19 protein-coding genes and 1 pseudogene are annotated in these 20,465 nt (G+C 39.9%); 4 read left to right on the plus strand and 16 right to left on the minus strand.

What is annotated here, in order from left to right:
* Positions 1–128 precede the first annotated feature (128 nt).
* Entirely contained in the window at positions 129–491 is a 363-nt protein-coding gene (locus ICN17_RS01185) for a sirohydrochlorin chelatase (protein ID WP_216235781.1), read from the minus strand.
* A 156-nt stretch (positions 492–647) separates the two neighbouring features.
* Here ICN17_RS01185 and ICN17_RS01190 point away from each other — a divergent pair, with 156 nt between their 5' ends.
* The 3 genes and pseudogenes from ICN17_RS01190 to ICN17_RS01200 form a co-directional block, all read left to right on the plus strand.
* Positions 648–1,667, plus strand: a complete 1,020-nt coding sequence (locus ICN17_RS01190; protein WP_216861782.1) for a calcium:proton antiporter — start codon at positions 648–650, stop codon at positions 1,665–1,667.
* Between the two features lie 103 nt (positions 1,668–1,770).
* Entirely contained in the window at positions 1,771–2,043 is a 273-nt protein-coding gene (locus ICN17_RS01195) for a hypothetical protein (RefSeq protein WP_216235783.1), read from the plus strand.
* An 18-nt stretch (positions 2,044–2,061) separates the two neighbouring features.
* Positions 2,062–2,379: pseudogene (locus ICN17_RS01200) on the plus strand (M23 family metallopeptidase); the annotation flags it as partial.
* Between the two features lie 380 nt (positions 2,380–2,759).
* Here ICN17_RS01200 and ICN17_RS01205 read toward each other — a convergent pair.
* A complete protein-coding gene (locus ICN17_RS01205; protein WP_216235785.1) occupies positions 2,760–3,575 on the minus strand; it encodes a DUF3108 domain-containing protein in 816 nt (271 codons plus the stop codon).
* Positions 3,576–3,948: 373 nt separating this feature from the next.
* Between ICN17_RS01205 and ICN17_RS01210 the strand changes: the two genes are divergently transcribed.
* Positions 3,949–4,815, plus strand: coding sequence for a glycosyltransferase family 2 protein (locus ICN17_RS01210; protein WP_216235787.1), 867 nt, complete (start codon positions 3,949–3,951; stop codon positions 4,813–4,815).
* Here ICN17_RS01210 and ICN17_RS01215 read toward each other — a convergent pair.
* The 14 genes from ICN17_RS01215 to hisH form a co-directional block, all read right to left on the minus strand.
* Complete coding sequence (locus ICN17_RS01215) at positions 4,810–5,628, minus strand: class I SAM-dependent methyltransferase (protein ID WP_216235789.1); 819 nt, start codon at positions 5,626–5,628, stop codon at positions 4,810–4,812. The two genes, ICN17_RS01210 and ICN17_RS01215, sit on opposite strands and share 6 nt — an antisense overlap.
* A gap of 441 nt (positions 5,629–6,069) precedes the next feature.
* On the minus strand, positions 6,070–7,728 hold the full coding sequence (locus ICN17_RS01220; RefSeq protein ID WP_370625929.1) for a polysaccharide biosynthesis protein: 1,659 nt from the start codon (positions 7,726–7,728) through the stop codon (positions 6,070–6,072).
* Between the two features lie 498 nt (positions 7,729–8,226).
* Entirely contained in the window at positions 8,227–8,793 is a 567-nt protein-coding gene (locus ICN17_RS01225) for a sugar transferase (RefSeq protein ID WP_216235793.1), read from the minus strand.
* 21 nt (positions 8,794–8,814) lie between these two features.
* A complete protein-coding gene (locus tag ICN17_RS01230) occupies positions 8,815–9,789 on the minus strand; it encodes an NAD-dependent epimerase/dehydratase family protein (RefSeq protein WP_216235794.1) in 975 nt (324 codons plus the stop codon).
* A 70-nt stretch (positions 9,790–9,859) separates the two neighbouring features.
* On the minus strand, positions 9,860–10,741 hold the full coding sequence (locus tag ICN17_RS01235; RefSeq protein ID WP_216235795.1) for a polysaccharide deacetylase family protein: 882 nt from the start codon (positions 10,739–10,741) through the stop codon (positions 9,860–9,862).
* A gap of 117 nt (positions 10,742–10,858) precedes the next feature.
* Positions 10,859–11,623, minus strand: coding sequence for a hypothetical protein (locus ICN17_RS01240; protein ID WP_216235796.1), 765 nt, complete (start codon positions 11,621–11,623; stop codon positions 10,859–10,861).
* A gap of 8 nt (positions 11,624–11,631) precedes the next feature.
* Positions 11,632–12,867 (minus strand): glycosyltransferase family 4 protein, encoded by a 1,236-nt coding sequence (locus ICN17_RS01245; protein WP_216235797.1) that lies wholly within the window; start codon positions 12,865–12,867, stop codon positions 11,632–11,634.
* 160 nt (positions 12,868–13,027) lie between these two features.
* Complete coding sequence (wecB, locus tag ICN17_RS01250) at positions 13,028–14,164, minus strand: non-hydrolyzing UDP-N-acetylglucosamine 2-epimerase (protein WP_216235798.1); 1,137 nt, start codon at positions 14,162–14,164, stop codon at positions 13,028–13,030.
* 2 nt (positions 14,165–14,166) lie between these two features.
* Positions 14,167–15,276 carry an NAD-dependent epimerase/dehydratase family protein gene (locus ICN17_RS01255; RefSeq protein ID WP_370625930.1) on the minus strand — a complete coding sequence of 370 codons (1,110 nt, stop codon included), beginning with the start codon at positions 15,274–15,276 and terminating at the stop codon, positions 14,167–14,169.
* A gap of 91 nt (positions 15,277–15,367) precedes the next feature.
* Positions 15,368–16,513 (minus strand): N-acetyl sugar amidotransferase, encoded by a 1,146-nt coding sequence (locus ICN17_RS01260; RefSeq protein ID WP_216235800.1) that lies wholly within the window; start codon positions 16,511–16,513, stop codon positions 15,368–15,370.
* 1 nt (position 16,514) lies between these two features.
* A complete protein-coding gene (locus ICN17_RS01265) occupies positions 16,515–17,726 on the minus strand; it encodes a glycosyltransferase (RefSeq protein ID WP_216235801.1) in 1,212 nt (403 codons plus the stop codon).
* Between the two features lie 281 nt (positions 17,727–18,007).
* Entirely contained in the window at positions 18,008–19,030 is a 1,023-nt protein-coding gene (locus ICN17_RS01270) for a polysaccharide biosynthesis protein (protein WP_216235803.1), read from the minus strand.
* Between the two features lie 2 nt (positions 19,031–19,032).
* Positions 19,033–19,830: an AglZ/HisF2 family acetamidino modification protein gene (locus ICN17_RS01275; RefSeq protein WP_216236617.1), complete on the minus strand. Its 798-nt coding sequence runs from the start codon at positions 19,828–19,830 to the stop codon at positions 19,033–19,035.
* Between the two features lies 1 nt (position 19,831).
* Entirely contained in the window at positions 19,832–20,446 is a 615-nt protein-coding gene (gene hisH / locus ICN17_RS01280; RefSeq protein WP_216235805.1) for an imidazole glycerol phosphate synthase subunit HisH, read from the minus strand.
* Positions 20,447–20,465: the final 19 nt, after the last annotated feature.

A 20,465-nucleotide genomic window follows, 5' to 3' on the forward strand; every position in this document is an offset into this window, starting at 1 on the left:
TCCTAAGATTCATAATCCATGCATCTGTCACCAAACGAGCATGCCTAAGACGCATTACAGGCGATCCTTTTGACTATAATAAAAATCAGCAGATGATGCCTGGGGTTATTTTCAAGACGGCAAAACCCTTAAAGTGCCCTTGCACCAAAATCTAGAATCGCCTGCAAAACAGCCTCGTCCTCCCCAACAGCCAGCGTAGCACTTAAAGTAATTGCTGGAAACTTTTCCTGGCAGGCGGCAAGCAATGCCGGGAAGTCATTGCGCAAATGACCACCCTGGCCAAAAAAGACTGGCACCACCACCACATGATTAACACTAGCAGCTACCAAGGATGCAATTGCCTCTTCTAAGCTGGGCTGCATTAACTCCAAGAAGGCCAGTTCCACTGGCACCCCAGCATGCTGGGCCTTCCATAAGGAGGTCAATCGATCAAATGGCTCGCGCCACCGACTATCTCGGGCGCCGTGGCCAAACAGAATCAAGGCTTTCATATCAATCCTTATAGAGGCGGAAGAAAAGTACTGCTATTGAACCAATTAAATCACCTTAAAATGACTCAATTGAGTAAAACAAAGTAGTGGCATTCTATATTAACGAGCAATGACGCTTCTTAGCGAAAATATCTACCCCCTATAAACATACATTCAATGACATATCTTCTCAGCCAAACTTGGTTTATTGGCCTCATGGGCATCATTTTAATTGGCGCAGTTCTATCTGCAGTGCACCATGCCGAAGTCATTGCCCATAAAACGGGTGAGCCTTATGGAACTCTGGTTCTATCCATTAGCGTGACGATTATTGAGGTGTCACTGATTATCGCCATGATGCTATCAGGCCATGAGGGTGCTGAATTTATTGCCAGGGACGCCGTCTTTGCTACCGTCATGATTGTGGTCAATGGTGTAATTGGCTTATGCATCTTTATGGGGGGCTTTAAGCATCATGAAATGTCTTTCCGCAATGAGGGTACAAACTCTACTCTATCGGTACTCACCGCTTTAGCAACTTTTATTTTAGTGATGCCCATGGTGACTGTGAGCGCGCCAGGACCAGATTTCACGAAGAGTCAGCTTGCCTTTGCGGGCATTGCTTCTTTTGCCCTGTATGGTGCTTTTATTTTCTTCCAGACAGTTAGTCATCGCGATTACTATCTTCCTAAAGCGGATGGCAAAAAGACGGATGGCGACATCCACGCTGATAAGCCGAGCAATCTAAAAACTACTGTCAGTGCTTTTCTGCTGCTATTTTCTCTTGCGATTGTGGTCGGCTTGGCTAAAGCACTCAGCCCAGCCATTGAAGTTGGCGTTAAGTCTGCTGGAGCCCCCAAGACAATAGTTGGTATCGCTATTGCCATGCTGGTATTAATGCCAGAAGCTTATGCCGCAGTTAGAGCAGCAAGAGCCAATCGCCTACAAAGCAGTTTGAACCTCGCCTTAGGTTCAGCACTAGCCAGTATTGGACTGACTATTCCAACAGTAGCAGCGATTGCAATCTTCTTTAACTTGCCGCTAAGTCTAGGCATCAGTTCACTCAATATGACGCTGATGTATCTCAGCTTCTTTATTGGCGCACTGACATTGGCAATTGGCAGAACTACCCTTCTACAGGGTGTGGTGCACCTCATTATCTTCTTTGAGTACTTGTTCTTGAGTCTAGTGCCTTAAAAGTAAGCATATTCATGCTAGCAGCTATTCATAAAGCCCAAAAAAGCAGCAAAAACAAAAGTAATGTAAGGCTAAAATATTTGGCTTATTAAGCTACGCTGCATTGAGCGCTCCTGTGTCTGCAGAGCCCGTATCAAAACCTTCTAGCACTCAGGCGAATGGTTCTCAATCTCTTGAAATGGCAATGTTGAGCACTCTTCCAGCCAAGCCCACAGTATTATGCTCAGTAAAAGAAATTAAAAACTCTAATATTTCTAGTGATTACGGGAATCGCATCGAACCATTTACCGGCTTGCATAAAAACCATGATGGCTTAGACATCTCGGCAGAGTTAGACAGCCGCATACTCGTAGCAGGCAAAGGAGCAGTCCTCTAAGCTGCTTACACGCCGGGATATGGCAATCTATTTGAAATAGATCATGGTCAGGGAATGATTATCCGCTATGGGCATGCCCAAAAGTTACTGGTCAAGGCTAGCGAGAGCATTCAGCAATCACAACAAATTGCAACAGTCGGCAGCACGGGAAAATCTACCGGGCCTCATCTGAATTTTGAGGTGAGTAAAGGCGGCATATCAATTGATCCAAAACTTCTCTTTGCTATTGAAGGCAAACCCAATAACAGGGATATTAAACGCTACACCTTCATCTTTAAAGATATCGATTTAAAAACGCCTAACCAACTCAGGCATTTCAAATCAAATCAAGCATAGGTGGTTTACATATCCTTGGCCACTAGAAAATCAGGTGAGCCCATAATCACTGTTAGAGTGCCTGCAGGCAAGATCCAACAATGGATATCTAGTAGTAAATACCTTTTAACGCGGGCAAGCCTTCGAGAAAAAGTGCAGCAATTGATGTAAGACTGGCTCCCAAGATAAAGGATCTGGCGCGGCACTTTTTTGAATTGGGTTTGTTACAGGCAAGGCATTAGACACGGCGCTCACTACGGGATTACTATCCACAGAATTGTTTTGAGTAAGCTGACACAATCCACTAATGAGGATGCTGAAGCATACAAACAAGATTAGCACTAAGCCAATGATGATTTTGATAGTCTTACGTGCATCATTCGAATAAAAATCTTTCAGCTCTAAAGCTTGGGAATCTTTTTCAAATCCACCTGAATGGTTGCTCCATATTGGTCGCTTAATCCAATTACTGAGCGCAAAGGTACGTGCTCCTTTTCAGAGAACCACACCTCAAAGGTAGCGGAGTCATCTTTAGAGGTGGTCTTATAATAACGAATTGCCTTTACCTTGGTGCCATCAAAAGGAAATTCCCAAGGCTCGCCACGTACCAGGGCATAACTCTTGAGAGAGCGACCATCCGTTACCGGCAAAACAATCGATTTAGCAGGTAAATCACGGCCCATAAATTGATAGCCTACCGTCACCATGTCGAGTAGGCGACCGGCATAAGGAGCTGCACCTACTGGTGGAGTGCGAGAAGAAACTTTATAAAAGTTCAAGATATTTTTTTCGACCTTGGCGATGAGCAACTCTGTATTGCCACTCTTTTGTTGATAGGTATTAGTTAGCATACCGTTAGCACCAATAGTTCCTACTGAATCCCGAATAAGTTTTTGGTCCTGAAGTACCGTAGATAAGACTGTACTCAAAGTACCAATAGAGCTAATGCGGTATTTATCTTTACCGATATCCACCTTATCCACGATGGTGGCTACGGAAACTGACCCCTTAATCAAACTATAGACCTGCTCATAAGGGCTGGGGGCTTCGCCAGATTGCTTAAGATAGGCGGCACGTTTGTCAGGGTCAGCCGTGATCTTGAGGTCGTACTCAAACTGGGCATTGATAGGTGAAATGGGAACCTGTTGGGAGTGGGCGACTAAGGAGAAGCTTGCCAATAAGACAATGCCGAGGACGATGTGGAGGGATCGCTTCATTTTGAGCCCACGAGATTAAAGATTAAAAATGCTAAGAAAATAGACTTTATAATAAAGGGGTGAAGAATAGTGAGAGCGCTACAACTCAATCATCATACCCTCAAACCCAGATCATTAAACCCCATCTGAGTTTGTGGCGGAATGGCAAAAGGAATTAACAACGGGAGCCAGATTTTCTAAATGAAATTGATCCGATAAAATCAGACAGTCCAGTATATAAACCTCATGGCATTTTTTTAACTAAGAAGTTGGTAGCTCATGAAAACTATGGCATGTGGGTCCAGGATCCTTAGATCCCAAAATATATATAGGCTACCAAACATTTATCATAGTTACACTTAGTAGTTAAATTAACAAATTACCTTAATAAAAAATGAAGCTTTCTATTTTAATACCGCTATACAATTGCGAAGACGAGATAATAAGCGTATTAACCCATTTAGAGAATCAACTGTCAAACATACCCGTTAATTCATATGAAATAATTATTAGAGATGATTGCTCAAATGATAATACATATGAATTCTGCAAAAATTTTTATGCCAGCAACAAAAAAAACAACGTTACTTTAAATAAAAATGTAACAAATGTAGGAATTTATAAAAACTGGAATGCTTTAATATTTGACGCACAAGGTGATTACATACTATTTCAGTGTCAAGATGATTATATTATTAATGACTTCATCTCCGAGGCACTTTGGATAATAAACGAAAAGCCTGAAATTCTCATTGTGTTTCCTCACTCAAGAGTTATCTTTAAGAATTCTAAAATTGTTCATAGATATGAAACCTGCCACAAAATAGGTACAGGAAAAAGTTATTATGAAAGGTTTTTAAATACCATAAATTGCAAGGAAACCGTGGCTATTCATGGCTTAATTAATAGAAGCGCACTTTTAAAGACAAAATTATTTGATGGTTGCGTTGGATCAGATCATCTATTATTAAATGAACTGTCTTTGCTCGGGAATTTTGTTAGCACCAATAAAATTGGTCTTGATTATTATGAGAATGATGACAAGCCGTTTAACAATGAATCGACAAAAAAAATAATTGGAAATAATAAAACATTTTATGAGTCAATCCTAATACTAAAAAATATTCAAACAATTTTAAAATTTCACCGAGGAAATTTTTGGGTTAAGATCAAAATTTCACTAAATATAATAAAAATTGAAAGAGGAATGTTACGAAATGATTTCGTTAAAATATTACGAAATATTTTTACCATTTCATAAAAATTTTTTAATTATTATCTTAAATGGCTTGGTTAAGATTGCGATAAATTTTTCATAAAAAATTGTCGAATCTTGATAATACTTGTCGGGCAAATATATTAGTATTTTTTGTGGGGCGTAGATAAAATTTGACACTGCATAAAAAAACTTTTTTTTATGACCGAGCTGATTCTTTAAAATTTTATTTTTTTCTTCTAATTCTAATTCTAATTTTTCTTGTGCAATCACATAATCGGAAACAAACAAATCTTGATCAAATCGTATTGCCTTATTTGATCCAATCATCTGACCTACAAAATATAAATCCCGACTTTTTTTATTTATCAAGAATAAAAACGATGAGAAATATTTTTTAAATTCAATATTTTTTGTAAAATCTTTCGCTGTAAGATTTCGATAATAATCCCAGCCGACACTTTGGGTTCCAGGCGAATCCTTAGCCGCCGTTCTTCTTGTGCCATGCTCACGTCTTCCTTTGGTCGCGCAAGTAAAGGCCACGACCCCCCCTTTTTTTGTCATACGTAACATATTAAAAAATGTCTCGAGCCAAAATGGATTATGCTCAAAACATTCGCAAGAGAGAGTTACGTCATAAAAATTATCGTCATGACTCACTAAATGACCATCAGCAACAATATCAACACCAGGCCCATCAATCAGGTCAACCCCGCAGTAATTACTATCAGGGAAAAATTTTCTTATTCCGCCATTAACATCATAAGATCCCATTTCTAATATATGCAATCCCGCAAAACTATGAGCAATATTCTTAGAGAGGACTTCAATAAAGGAAATTTGCTGTGGATGTGCCATAAAAATTTTCAGTGGTTCTTAATAAATTAATTATATACAATCGTATTTTAAAAAAATTTAAAATTTCATCCACCAGACTATCTTACTTACCTGAATGAGCCATAATTTTTAACTAATTAGAAATTCATATATTTTTCTAACATTTCTTTCCAATACAGGGGTGGGACAAATTAATATCATTTCCATAGTTTTAGGAAGGCCCCTTCAGTATCCTTGTCTTACCCCACGAACATTACGATAATTGTCACTTAGGCCAGATATCGAAGCGCTAACCACCAGCTTCTCATAACTTAAATAAACTAAAATCTTCAAGGGGTAATTTATTTCGTCACTGGGGACAGAAGGATCATAATGACCTACTTATATTTCAATCCACTTAATTTCATATTTTCTCTTAGCGTAAACTCCAACTTCAATAATATGCGGGACTAGATTTTGGAATTACTCATGGCTCAGTAATTCCTCTCCATGCCAATCTACCGCATTACCCTTAGATTGGTAGCCAGGTACTAATTTTTTGAGTACGTCTTCAATCAGCTGACCATCAAATGCATTTAAGGCTAAATTTAGCTTTTCAAGATCTGGCTGTAAGTCATCCCAAGATAAAAACTCTTCATGCGCCTTCATAATTTTGGGGTGGGCTGTTGGCCGTGGGTTATCACCGATAAGGAGTTCTTCATAGAGCTTTTCGCCTGGACGTAAACCAGTCACCTTAATCTCTATATCGCCATGAGGGTGAGATTCGTCCTTGACCAATAGACCCGATAAAAATACCATCTTGATAGCTAAATCATGAATCCGAACAGGTTCACCCATGTCTAATACAAATACATCACCCCCAACAGCCATGGAACTCGCTTGAATCACTAACTGCGCTGCCTCGGGGATGGTCATGAAATAACGCGTCACTTCAGAATGCGTCAAGGTAATAGGTCCACCTGCGGCAATTTGTGCACTAAACAGTGGCGCCACTGACCCTGACGAGCCGAGCACGTTACCAAAGCGCACCATCGAAAAATTGGTTGAATGGTCGTCTTTAGTGTCTGCCATGGCCTGCAAAACTAGTTCGGCAATACGCTTGCTGGCGCCCATAATATTTGTTGGTCTAACAGCTTTATCGGTGCTCACCAAAATAAAATTGCATACGCCACAGTCTAAACTCAACTGGGCGCATGTAAGCGTCCCAAATACATTATTACGAATGCCTTCGAAAGGGTTTTGCTCCACCAAAGGAACATGCTTATATGCCGCCGCATGAAAGACCGTAGTAGGCTGATGAGTCGTAAAGATTTTTAGGAGTAGATCTGCGTCACGCACCGAAGCCAAGCAAGGCACTAACTTAATCGGTAAAACCGGATGTGGCGAAAAAACTTGACCGCCAAAGTCCCTTGCCGCACTACCATCCTCCGGCCCAATAAGAACCTTCTTTAATTCTTCATAGATCAAATAGAGGGAATGCTCGCTGTTATCAATCAAAATTAAGGATTTAGGAGAAAATTTAATGATTTGACGGCATAGCTCACCACCAATTGAACCGCCAGCACCAGTCACCAATACAACGTGGTTACGAATATTTTTTTCTAATAGATCTAGTTGAGGTGGAACTACCTCCCTCCCGAGCAAGTCATTCATATCTAAGTCATGCAGGTCAGACGCCCTGACTCGGCCAGTAGCCAGATCATTCAGCCCTGGTAGGGTGCGAACACGCACTCCACACCCATTAAATGAAGCGATAATTTCCTTTCTGCGATCCTGACTAGCAGAGGGAATAGCTAGAAGCACATCTGTAACATCGAGTCGATGGATTAGAGCTTGCAGGCCAGTATTAGGGTATACATAAATTCCATTAATAGTACTTTTCTGCAGATGAAGATCATCATCAATAAAACCCTTAACCAACAGCTCCTTGTTATTGGATAAGCCAGATGCAAGCTGACGACCTGCTGACCCAGCACCATAAATCAGTGCGATAGGTTGCGCTCGGTTAAACGACTTTTGAATATTATTAATGCTACCCAACCAATATCGCATGAAGTATCGACTTACTCCAATCCCAATAAATAGGAGGATTGGCTGAATGACGCCAATTGAGCGGGGCACGTCATTTATTCCAAGAAGTGTAAATACACAGAAGAATAAACTGGTATAAATGATGAAAACACGCGTCATGGAGGCTAGTGCAGCCGAGCCAACATATCTAAAAATAGCTCGATATAAGCCAAAAGCAATAAAGAGGGGGAATGAAAGCCCAATAGCGACAATGAGGACTATCCATTCCTGGACTTGAAATTGACCCCACTGATCTAAGCGAAGCCCAAAAGCCAGCCATACACTGAATGCACAAATAAGGACATCGCAATATATCACTATGCCCCGCTTGACTGAACGAGGTAGATTCAATAAAGAATGTTTGGTTACTTTAACTCGCACGCAATGGATTATAAATTAAATAGTCAAATTAAGGTAATCCAGTATTTAATGCGACAGATGATCGATTCTCCCGTAAAAATACAGTCAGCATAATTGATGTTAAGTTCATAGCCGTCCTCTTAACTGAAATTGGCTCATAAAAATAGGGGCACATACAAGACATCCGGTCTAATGAGAAACTCCAGCTCGCCGAATCACCTTTAAAAAGGTTAGGCTCAGTACCTTCATATCAAGCCAAAAAGATTGATTCTGTAGATATTGCACGTCATATTGCACTTTGAGTGGAATAGATAATTCATCTCGGCCGTTTACCTGCGCCAAACCCGTTAAGCCCGGCACTAACTTATCAACCCCATAATGTGTTCGCAATTCAATTAAATCATCTTGATTAAACAGTGCTGGGCGTGGGCCCACAAAACTCATATCGCCAAGCAAAATACTCCATATCTGTGGTAATTCATCTAGGCTAGATTTCCGCAAAAAAGAGCCTACTGGAGTTAAGTATTGATCGGAATCAGCAAGCAAGTGAGTTGCTACAGCAGGGGTTCCAACTTGCATAGTGCGGAACTTGGGCATCCTAAAGATAGTGTTATGTCTACCCACACGATCAGACCAATAAAGAATAGGTCCGGAGGACGTGAATTTCACTAAAAGTGAAATCACTAAAAACGGAATAATGAAAGCAAACGTAGCCAGGATCGCCAACAAAAAATCAAATATGCGCTTTAGAAACATAGTAGAAATATATACATTCCCTTATACGTTCGCACCTTTTTGCAAAAAAGATAAGGCGGTTAAGCGCAGACCCTCTTCAACAGTAAAAGGAGGGGTCCAATTAAGTAAACGTTTAGTTGGCTCAATATCCAACTGTAAAGAGTCGCACAAACGCCGAGCAACCCCAGGTCCGCCTATGTAACTAGCAAAAAATCTTACCCAAGCCTCAGGAAAAGGAATTAAGAATGTATGCCGATCAAGGGCTGCCCCGATACCCCTTAGTAACTCAGAAGTTGAAAGATCTTGACCATCACTCACTAAAAACGTCTGGTTTGCAGCCACTGGACTACCTATACAAACAATCAATAGATCAACCAAATTTCCCAAAAAAACAAAGCTTCGCCTATTTTTGGTTATCCCACCAAGAGGCAAAGGATATCTTCGCAATAAACATACCATCAAAGCTAAAAAATTCGCCTTTACTCCAGGGCCATATACCAATGGCGGCCGAATTATGACCAACTCCATTTCTGAATTTTTAACCACATCCTTTAGCGCCAACTCTGCTTCGCACTTACTAACACCATAGGGGTCTTGAGGGTTTGGAGCATCTTTGGCGGTAAAAGGTATACCCAACTCAGTAAAGTCTCCATTTACTTTTATAGAGCTCATGTAAATAAATCGTCTAACGCCCGACCTTCTGGCCTGAATGGCAAGATTTAAGGTTGAGGTAACGTTATCAATGCGATATTGATCTATCGAATTGATAGCTGAATCAGTCAAAATATGAGCCCTAGCAGCAAGATGAATTACGGTATCAATGCCAATCAAGCACTCACCCCACTCTTGCTGGGAGCTCAAATTTCCCATAGATGCGTAACTTAAATTTGGATTGCGAATAGCATTAGGATCCCTAGAGCGTACTACTGATAGCACCTGAAATCCTTCACTTAAGAGGCGAGAGATTAATCCGAGGCCTACAAAACCATTTGCCCCAGTAACTAAAATTTTGTTCATTATTAGATCTCATTATTGCCAATAAAAATCTGAGAAATTAATCCATTAATTATTTGCGAATTATAAAAAATTACCGCAGATTTTCACCATGCAGACTTTTATGAATCTCCATATGTGGAGCAATATTCCAATCCACCGAACGCGCAGCATCAGTTACAGTCAAAAATGTGAAATCGGCTATTAAACAGCGCAACTTTCTTAGTGAACCACCTAATCCTACATAAGATTTAAATCTTCGAGCGATAGTGAGGTTATTCATCATGGGCTGATCTGGATCAAAATCTCTTGGATGAAAGTACATCATGTTGTAATTTGATTTATCCATGAAGTATTTTATAAGAAAGTAGGGAAGAATTCTAAAATATCCTCCACCAGAATACATTAAATTGCCGCCCAAAAAGGGGGCAGAGCCAATAGGAAGCTCTTTAATAAGAGACCCGCTCGGAGTCTTTATAAGGAATGGCTTGTTAAATCCATTTTTTTTTATACCACCAAAATCATGGGGGCCAGAAAAAACTGAGCAATCTATCTCAACACCATGATCCAATAAAATATCAAGCGCCCAAGAATTTTTCTCACAAATACTAAAAGCTGGGGCCCTATAAATCTGCACTTTTTTTGAAATACAGTCCTCAAGTATCTTAATCGAACTTGAAATATCTTCCTTAACGCTCATCTTATCCATGCTAGTTAAAAGTCGATGAGAAAATGAATGTGAACCAATTTCGTGCCCCCTTCTATCGATCTCGGTAATTAAACTAGGGTAGCGCTCAACTACCCAGCCGAGGCAAAAAAAGGAAGCTTTAATATCAACTTCATCAAGAAGATTTAATAGGGTCATAACCGAATCCACAACTCTGCTCGGATATTCAGAACAGCTGACTCCCTCAAAGAATCCTTGATCGAACCGAATATGAAACCAATCCTCCACATCAAAACTCAATATATTCATTGAAATACCTTTATATGCCAATCAATAGCGAAAGCTAACACCTAAAAATCAAATAGATTGTAGATACAGCGGTAAACTATCCTCTATATTCAGAATATATAAAAAATCTTTACAATCTCAAGGGACATCTATTGTGTCTATATCCAGCTCTGCAATTGCCTCGGTTATTCTGGCTTCAAGAAAAGAGGTATTACTACAAAGTAAAACATAACCAAATTTCTTTGGCTTAATCAATGCCGATGGAATTCGAATAAAAAACATACCCGGCGGCTTGGCTGCTAAAGTAAAACACAACGATAGAAGACTGCCGCCATAAACACAGCTTCTACCTAAAAGTGAAACGAATGGAGGTGGCTTTGAGAAAAATCCATTGGGGGGTCGGATTACACTCCAAAGAAAGGCATCTCCCTTTTTTTTCATAAAGATCCTCCAAAGAAGTGGCACCCCCACAAAAGGGTAAATTGAGCCTGCCATTCTCCAACCAAGTCTTCGTTGTCGAATAAGCGCAATATTTTCATTTGGATAACCACACACAGCCACAACCCCGCCTCTAGAAAGGTAGCCATACAAATAATTGCCAAGCCTAACTGTTGCATTCACCATAATCCCTTTCGACATCGTATCAGTAGATAAAAATATGTTTTTATCTCCAATCGCTAGAATCAACCCAGAATAACAGGCAACAATCTTCCGATCAACCAAGCCAAAACAAAAAATAGATCCATCCCCATGGAGGACATATTTTCTAAATATTGATTCAGCTTGATTTTCATTTTTCTTAAAGCAATGACAAAAGAGTTGAATCCATGCCACCTTTTCGTCAATTGATAATGCACTAACACCGTGTCTCAGAATAATATCGGGATTCTTCTGGTCATTCATAATGAAATTCATTCAAAATTACGGGCTTTAATTTCGCCCATATTAGATAGCAAAAATTTTATTAGGCGACTCTTGTTAAAATTACGATCAGCATATAAAACACCATGAGCACCCATATGAGCCCTTTCTTCAAGACTCATACTTTTTATCTTCAATATACTTTCTGCTAAACCTTTTGAATCACCCGCTCCAACAACCAATGCAGCGCATGATTCTTTAAGAACTCTAGAGCCTTCGCCATCGAGCATGCCAACTATTGGCTTACCCATTGAAAGGTAGGTTTGAACTTTTCCGGGAAGTGCGGTTGAAAATACAGGACCGCTCCGAAGCGATACAAGCAGAGCTGATGCACGCTCATATATGTATGGCATGCTATTTGAGGGGTACGGACCCAAAATCCTCACCACGTCCCCCAACCCCAAAATCAGTATTTCCTTATTCAACCATTCTCGAACTCTTCCATGTCCAATCAAATATATTGTTACGCACATACCCTTTAGCAACTTTGCGGCATTCAATACAGATTCAAAATCTTGACTTTCGCCAAAATTACCGGCGTACACAACATTAAATTCATCAGTTGACAGCGGATACTTAAACTCAGAATCTGAAATAATATTAGACTTATCAATGCATGTGGATTCAACCCATTGCGGGAAATATATTGGATTTAATTGCTTTGGAGCATACTTTGTTACTGAAGACAGAAATCCAAGGGATGATATGTATATTCGATCAGTATTTTTATAGATCCACATTACCAAATATTCAAACATTTTGAAGATTAGCCCCTTTTTGATAACCTTCATGGCAATAAGCGCCTCAGGCCAAAGATCCAAAACCCAAACACTTAACTTTGCCAAATTTTGACGCTTGAGCAGAATGGCTGGAAGTACTGCGGTAATTGGCGAGGTCTGAAAAACAAAAATCTCATCAAACTTTTCTTTTCTCAAGAGAATAGAACCTAGAATAGAGCCAGATATTACAAAACTTATATAGTTAAGGACTAAGCGAGTTTTTGTCCCGCCCCTTAAGATAATTGGCACCCTATAGACCCTAATACTTTTGTAATAAGAGTATTTTTTAGGATCTTTTTTAAATTCAGAAAAAATTTTTCCTGATGGGTAATTAGGTAAACCCGTCAATACAGTTACCTGACATCCATGATCTGCAAGCCCTTTAACCAACTCATTTATCCTAAAATTTTCGGGCCAAAAATATTGAGAAACAACAAGTATTTTCATAATACTGCTATTATCGCGAGGCCAGATATTCCCTTCCGCCTAATTTCGTGAGAAAAATTAAATCTCTTTAAAAAACAGGGAGTGGCCCAAGAAATCACAATTATGACATTTCGATATAAATGTGCTTTCAGATTGATTGCGGTCAATTGCCTGGCAAGCATCAGTACTCTTTCCAAACCACTCGCCTTACATAATCTGTGTAACTATGGAGAATACGAATAATCTTTTCTGAAACATTTGGGACACCATAATCCTTCACCAAAAAAATGTTTCTATTTATTCCTGTAAGTTGTGAATTGAGAATTGATAGCCCCTGTAGAACTCGGTCAACATTTAATCCAACCATCATTACAGCCGCCTCCTCCATCCCCTCGGGTCGTTCGTGCGCCTCCCGCAAATTCAAAGCGGGGAAATTTAATACTGATGACTCTTCATTAATCGTTCCGCTATCAGACAGCACCGCTCTTGCAGACATCTGTAACTTTACATAATCAAAGAATCCTAATGGCTTTAACAATTTGACCAGTGGGTGGAATTTTATACCGGCAGCATCCACTCGTTTTTGAGTTCGGGGGTGGGTTGAAACTATTACCGGCAAATAAAAGTCCTCCGCAAGAATATTTATAATATTGACAATATTGATAAAATTTTTATCCGATTCAATATTCTCCTCGCGATGAGCACTGACCACAAAATAATTATGCCTACTAACCTGAAGACGCTCAAGCACATCTGATGACTCAATCTGCGGCAGATAGTATTGCAATACCTCATACATTGGGCTCCCAACCTTAATCACTTGGTCCGGAGGAAGGCCCTCTCGCAAAAGGTAATCGCGAGCATTTGTACTATATGTTAGATTAATATCAGATATATGATCGACAATTCTACGATTAGTCTCCTCTGGCACACGCATATCGAAACATCTATTGCCAGCCTCCATATGGAAAATAGGTATTTTACGTCGTTTTGCGGGGATTACAGACAGGCAACTATTAGTATCGCCAAGTACTAATATTGCATCAGGCTGTACATCAGCCAAAACTTTGTCAACTGAAGTGATCAAGTTGCCTATTGTGTTGGCAGAACTTACGCTACCATTAGCGCTCCCTAGAAAATAGTCCGGCTCACGTACCCCAAGATCGTCAAAGAAAATTTGATTTAATTCATAGTCGTAATTTTGACCAGTATGAATCAAAATATGTTCGCAGTGCTTATCTAAACCGGCAAGAATACGAGATAAACGAATAATCTCCGGCCGCGTGCCCACAACAGTTACGACTTTTAATTTTTTCATGGCTATAACTTCATTAGATAGGGGAAGGTATCTGGCTTATTTCGATCAAATATCTCATTTGCCCACAACATTACAAACATTTCATCATTTCCAATATTGGTAATATCATGCGCCCACCCAGGTATGGTATCAACAACCTTAGACTCTTCGCTTGATACATCAAATTCAATAGTATGGCCATTTAGAATATGACGAAATCTAAAATGCGCGCGACCTTTAATAACAAGAAACTTTTCCGTTTTAGTATTATGAAAGTGCCCCCCACGCGTCACTCCAGGCTTTGCAGTAAAGTAGGATACTTGCCCAGAATTTTCCGTCTTAATCATTTCTACAAATGAGCCTCGTGCATCACAATATCTTGGGACCGAATAAGAAAACTCCTCATGCGGCAAGAAGCTAAGATAAGTTGCATAAAGAGCCCTCATCAAACCCGATCCAACCTGATGAACATTCAATTCAAGGCGGCCAGCCTTGAATGCCTGAATACATGACGCCAACTCTCCTATGGTTATGGTGTACTGAGGCAAAACAGAATGGTATTCATGAACTTGCAGGCCTTCATCGCCATTTAGTAACTTGATAAACTGATCTACTACATCATCCACATATACAAGCGTTATCTTTGTAGCAGGATCATTTATCTCAATTGGAATATTACGAGCCAAATTGTGACAATATGTGGCGACGACTGAATTGTAATTTGGCCTAGACCACTTACCAAATATATTTGGAAGACGAAATATATAAGCGGTTATTTGATTTTTTTGCTGAAATTTACATATAACATTTTCGGCATTGCGCTTGCTTATCCCATATGGATTATCAAGAATGGCTTGGGTAGATGAAGCATAAATTATAGAGATTCTTCGCCTACTATCTGCAATTGCATTACATAGTGCTTCAGTAAGCTCAATATTATCCGCTACAAATCCAGCTTGATCTCGGGGTCGATTCGCACCCGCCAAATGAAAAACAAAGTCGACGTTTTCCAATAAACATGGCAACTGCAGTAAATTATTTCTTCGAGTAAAAGAAATAATCTCCACTTCTTTAATCTTATCCAAATATGAGCAAAGATTTTTTCCTAGAAATCCATCGGCTCCTGTAACCATTACTCTCATAAACTTCAACTGAACCTATATTGTGTGTTTGCAATAAATATCTTCGACCATTTTGGCAGATCTACAGGGCTATTAAAACCCATCATTTAAAATATCTTTTTTCTAAGCCTATTGATCGCAATATTTTTGCTCCAAAACCAATTACCCATCTTTTATTTCTATAATCTCTATATGTTTTCAAAGGGATCTCAAATAAATTTTGCAATTCTAACGTTGTCAACCCCAGCTTATGTGCTACGTACTCGAATTCCTGGCTAAGAAATTGCTCATCCATTTCTGGCTTTAAAAGCCTGACTATAGCCTGCTCACGTGTCATCTGCCCTGTCACAATTAAACTTGAGAAGTGGGCTCTACGCTTCTGATACCCAAATCGCCTTGGAAGCCAATAATCCTCATAAAATCTTGTAAATCTTGATTCATGGTGTTTATGCTTAAACTTTTGCCAACCATATAAACGCTCCAATTCATCCTCAGCATCCTTCTTAATGTAGGAAACGAGATTTAAAGGGGAGTGCAACTTCATACCTAATATTATCTGATACCAAAACTTATAAATGAAAATATCGGTCAGTGTAAAAATAATCGGCCTACCATTACCGAACTTATTCCATATGTCATCAAATAACCTTTTGTCAATACCCAAGTATCCGCCCCACTCTTCTGGTTCACGACAACATTCAGTTGAAAAATTTCCACCTTTGATAATATGTTTGATGCCATATTGCCGCGCAAACTTATAGAGCGCAGAAAAGAAGGCTGCGTCCTGAACTAAATCTTGGTCAGGAATCCCAGAGCGTAAAAACGCCACCTGCATTGACTTTACCCCCTCCCAATCAACAACTTCAGTGAACAAATCAAGCTCAAGACCATCAACAAGTTTTTCTATATTACTCACAGCCTGCGCAGTATTCCATCCAGCATCTACATGAACAAGCAATGGTCGCAAGCCCATTTTTGTCTTTGCGATATACGCAGCATATGAACTATCAAGTCCGCCACTAATTCCAATAATGCAATCAAAATCTTTCCCTTTACCATCCTTGCGAATTTTGCTCGCCAAAGTCATTAGTTCAACTTCGCTCCCCTGGTTAATTGTCCAGTTAGGAAGAATTGATGATTTAAAATTTTGGCAATAATTACATTCACCCAATTCATCAAATTGAATGCTAGGGTCGGAAGTGTCCATGATGCAGTTAGAGCAGATTTGATAAGGACGATTTACTTGCATCTCAATGTTTTCTTGTTAATTTAGAGTAGAGGTTCTGGTATGCATCAACCATAACATCCTTTGAATAATTAGTAGTAGCAAAAAATCTACATTCATTTTCTGACCTCATAGACGCAAGCCCATGATAATTTTTCCTCAGCAGCGACTCTAAAGCTCCCAAGTCTCCATATGGAACAAATTCTCCAAACCCATCTGGCGCTACCTCTACTGGCGCTCCCGCATCAAAACCGATAATCGGTCGTCCGCAAGCAAGACTTTCAGCGCAAACCATAGAAAAAGTTTCCTTAGCACTAGTAAGGAGAATCACTTTAGCTAATGAATAATATTTGGAAAGAAGAATTTGGTCATAAACGGCGGCCACCAACCTAACATTAGAAGGCACTGGGATCCCTAACTCTTTTACTCCCACCATCACAAAAGTCATCTCAGGATTCCGCTCCGCCAGGGTCAACACCCATCGACCTCCTTTAGCCTCTGAGAGCAAATCAGAACCAACCGATAAAACCACATATTCATGATTTATCCCTAACTCGTATCTCAGGATGTCGGACTCTCGAGGACTGAAGATTTCGGTATCTAAACCATTGGGAATAACAGAGATAGATCTACCATTTAATATGGGTGACTTTCTCATTCTATTTGCAAGCCAACTAGAAGGGGCTACGAGAGATAAATGCTCAAAATCTTCAAACATTTGCTGCTTTTGATCGAACATGAGTGCAGTAAAGTCTAAAACCCAACTTTTTGGATACCCTGCTAAATTTGGGCAAGCGTTGCAATGGCTTTTCCATTTCTCACAATCGAGCGCATGCCCGCATTTCCCCGTATACATAAATTCACTATGAAATGTCCAAACTGTTGGGATGTTATTTGACTTAAGGTAGCCAACAAGTTCGCTAATATTGATAAAGTAACCGTGTAAGTCATGAAGATGAACTACATCAGGCTGAAATTCAGTCAATAATCTAATTAAATTGCGAGTTGCCAGAGGAGAATAGATGCCAGTTAGACCCGTTAATCTTGTTGCAAAAGCATGCAGTAAAACCTCTGTGCTGGAGCTAATTTTATGCACATTTGGTGTATCTTGATCGGGCCCTCGACCAAAATAAGCGGCAGTTTCATGCCCCCTCAACTTAAGACCGGTTATCAGATCAAAAACTATCTTACCGGTGCTGCTAGAGAGATAATTTACGTCGACTTGCGCGATTTTCATTAGCGAATTAATCGTTAATTGAACCAAAAATCCATCAGGGGCAATATATAAGCATTTGCAATCATAATGACGAAATTAAGCAAAGGGGGAACCCAATAAGTTACTAAATTATATTGTGGGCAAGTTAATATTTCGTGGCACTCGACTTTTTCTCATTTAAAAAACATGCTATCAATATGAGAATTTAAGCGACTACTCAAGATAATGCTCTAGTCACGTTTAACGGGCCATGCAATTCAAGCTTCAAAGAATCCACATTAGCTCTTTTCCTGCACAAATCATCAATGTTCAAATGCATTATTCTCTTTAACGGCCTCTAATAATTTTAGCTTTTTTAACAAGGCTGTCACCCCGAAAATATCTAATTGAGTGGTGTTATTGGAGTTATAGTCAGAGATCTCTGCAATGCTTGCCTCCCCTTCCTCTACATACTTACCATAATTTAAGTCCCGCAAATCGGGACGAATTCGATAATAGCGGCCAAGATCATCTGCGCAAAAATTTTCCTCGCGACTTAATAAGGCCTCTGATTGCTTTTCACCATGACGAGTACCTATTACCCTAATTTCATGGTCTGGAGTATCAAATAAATTCGCTAAGGCGAGAGCCAAAGTGGAGATAGTACACGCCGGAGACTTTTGAACAAAAATCTCTCCAGCCCCTCCAGTTTGAAATGCAAATAAGACCAAATCTACAGCATCATCAAGAGTCATCATAAAACGCGTCATTTTTGGATCCGTTATTGTTATTGGAATTCCAGAAAGAATTTGCCCAACAAATAGCGGAATAACAGAACCACGTGAAGCCATCACATTCCCATAACGTGTTATGCATATAGTAGTCGCATCACTCTCCCGAGACTTTGCAACAGCGACTTTCTCCATCATGGCCTTAGAGATTCCCATTGCATTTATTGGGTAGACGGCTTTATCTGTGCTGAGACAAACCACACGCTCTACACCACTGCTTATAGCGGCCTCAAGCACATTTTCGGTACCCAACACATTAGTTTTGACGGCCTCAAGCGGGTAAAATTCACACGAGGGAACTTGCTTTAACGCTGCCGCATGAAAAACAAAATTTACGCCTATCATTGCAGCTTTGATGCTCGATGGATCGCGGACATCTCCAATATAAAATTTAAGCTTAGGATGATTAAATTTTTTGCGCATATCATCTTGCTTTTTTTCATCGCGACTAAATACTCTAATTTCAGCAATATCAGTATCAATAAAGCGATTTAGAACTGAATTTCCGAAGGACCCAGTGCCCCCCGTTATTAACAAGGTTTTATTCGCAAACATTCTTAGGGCCTATTATTCATAGAATAAAGCGGGGAACTCTCAAACAAATTATATCGCTGAGCCAATGTCGGATAATTAATTAAAACAGCGCGAAATACGCCTTTAAATACAAAAAGACTTCCAGCGCCCGCCCCAATAACACCGCATTCTTTTATTAAACTTTTTATATCATCCAGACGACCGGCCCCGCCAAGAATAGTCAGCGGCACGCCTATGGCATCCCTCATTTGCTTAGCCAAAACCAAATCATAGCCGGTCATTGCCCCGTCCAAGTCGACTGAATTAACTAATATCTCCCCAGCCCCAAGTTTCTCAGCTTGAATTGCAAAATCAACCGCCCTAATACTAACGGCGTATTGGCTATTTTTTCTAAAAACCTCATATTCACCGGTTATAGAATTGTATTTGACATCAATAACCACCACGACGCTTTGAGATCCTACCTCTTGAGCAATATCTGTAATAAGCTCAGGACAGTCAATCGCTGCGGAACTTAAAGCAACTTTCTCAATGCCGAAAGTTATAATTCTTCTTGCTTGTTGAATATTTTTTATTCCACCCCCGTAACACAAAGGCATTCTGCATTCTGCTGCCAATTTCTCAATAAGCCGATAATTCGGGTCGGCATTTGTAATTGAAGCGTCAATATCAAAAACAGTTAGCTCATCAGTTTCTTTTTCATTAAAAATACGCACCGCGTTAATGGGGTCTCCGACATATCTCGGATTTTTAAATTCCTGAGTTTTAACCAAAGCACCATTGGATAGAAGCAAACACGGTATGATTCGTGGACTTAACATTTTATAGTTTTGCAAAATTCTCTAATAGCCTAACCCCAGCATGGTGACTTTTCTCAGGGTGGAATTGGACGCCATATATATTGCGGGAAGAAATGGCGCTTGTAAAGCCTATCCCGTATTCAGTGGTCCCAATAGAATTCATCTCATCCGAGCACTCAAAAAAATATGAATGCAAAAAATAAAATCTTGGGGCTACAGATATTCCATCAAATAGTGGAGACGATATTTCAGGTACAACTTGATTCCAGCCCATATGAGGTCTTGGCAACCCTAAAGATGTAACTTTAGAGGCGAATGAAATAACTCTACCAGGTACAAAATTAAGCCCAGGCATACATCCCTCTTCACTAGACGCAGCTAAAATTTGCATTCCAACGCACACGCCTAAAATTGGCACCCCATCATTAAGCACCAATGATTCCAATACCGGCCTCATGCCGGACATATTTAACTTTGAAATAGCGTGGTCAAAAGAGCCTACACCAGGCAAAACTATTTTGGATGCACCTTCCAATTGCTCGGGGGTTGATGCTCGGGCCGCTTTCAAACCCATACTCTTGTATAGATTTAAAAAAGCCTGAATATTTCCAAGTCCGTAGTCAACCACATGAATCATCTGAATGATATTTACTTAA

It is taken from the genome of Polynucleobacter sp. 73C-SIWE, assembly GCF_018882465.1.
GTDB lineage: Bacteria > Pseudomonadota > Gammaproteobacteria > Burkholderiales > Burkholderiaceae > Polynucleobacter.

What these genes read in the sequence shown, in the direction of transcription:
- ICN17_RS01185 (WP_216235781.1), bottom strand. Translation starts at nt 491, where the DNA reads ATGAAAGCCTTGATTCTGTTTGGCCACGGCGCCCGAGATAGTCGGTGG.
- ICN17_RS01190 (WP_216861782.1), top strand. Translation starts at nt 648, where the DNA reads ATGACATATCTTCTCAGCCAAACTTGGTTTATTGGCCTCATGGGCATC.
- ICN17_RS01205 (WP_216235785.1), bottom strand. Translation starts at nt 3,575, where the DNA reads ATGAAGCGATCCCTCCACATCGTCCTCGGCATTGTCTTATTGGCAAGC.
- ICN17_RS01210 (WP_216235787.1), top strand. Translation starts at nt 3,949, where the DNA reads ATGAAGCTTTCTATTTTAATACCGCTATACAATTGCGAAGACGAGATA.
- ICN17_RS01215 (WP_216235789.1), bottom strand. Translation starts at nt 5,628, where the DNA reads ATGGCACATCCACAGCAAATTTCCTTTATTGAAGTCCTCTCTAAGAAT.
- ICN17_RS01225 (WP_216235793.1), bottom strand. Translation starts at nt 8,793, where the DNA reads ATGTTTCTAAAGCGCATATTTGATTTTTTGTTGGCGATCCTGGCTACG.
- ICN17_RS01230 (WP_216235794.1), bottom strand. Translation starts at nt 9,789, where the DNA reads ATGAACAAAATTTTAGTTACTGGGGCAAATGGTTTTGTAGGCCTCGGA.
- ICN17_RS01235 (WP_216235795.1), bottom strand. Translation starts at nt 10,741, where the DNA reads ATGAATATATTGAGTTTTGATGTGGAGGATTGGTTTCATATTCGGTTC.
- ICN17_RS01240 (WP_216235796.1), bottom strand. Translation starts at nt 11,623, where the DNA reads ATGAATGACCAGAAGAATCCCGATATTATTCTGAGACACGGTGTTAGT.
- ICN17_RS01245 (WP_216235797.1), bottom strand. Translation starts at nt 12,867, where the DNA reads ATGAAAATACTTGTTGTTTCTCAATATTTTTGGCCCGAAAATTTTAGG.
- wecB (WP_216235798.1), bottom strand. Translation starts at nt 14,164, where the DNA reads ATGAAAAAATTAAAAGTCGTAACTGTTGTGGGCACGCGGCCGGAGATT.
- ICN17_RS01255 (WP_370625930.1), bottom strand. Translation starts at nt 15,276, where the DNA reads ATGGTTACAGGAGCCGATGGATTTCTAGGAAAAAATCTTTGCTCATAT.
- ICN17_RS01260 (WP_216235800.1), bottom strand. Translation starts at nt 16,513, where the DNA reads ATGCAAGTAAATCGTCCTTATCAAATCTGCTCTAACTGCATCATGGAC.
- ICN17_RS01265 (WP_216235801.1), bottom strand. Translation starts at nt 17,726, where the DNA reads ATGAAAATCGCGCAAGTCGACGTAAATTATCTCTCTAGCAGCACCGGT.
- ICN17_RS01270 (WP_216235803.1), bottom strand. Translation starts at nt 19,030, where the DNA reads ATGTTTGCGAATAAAACCTTGTTAATAACGGGGGGCACTGGGTCCTTC.
- ICN17_RS01275 (WP_216236617.1), bottom strand. Translation starts at nt 19,830, where the DNA reads ATGTTAAGTCCACGAATCATACCGTGTTTGCTTCTATCCAATGGTGCT.
- hisH (WP_216235805.1), bottom strand. Translation starts at nt 20,446, where the DNA reads ATGATTCATGTGGTTGACTACGGACTTGGAAATATTCAGGCTTTTTTA.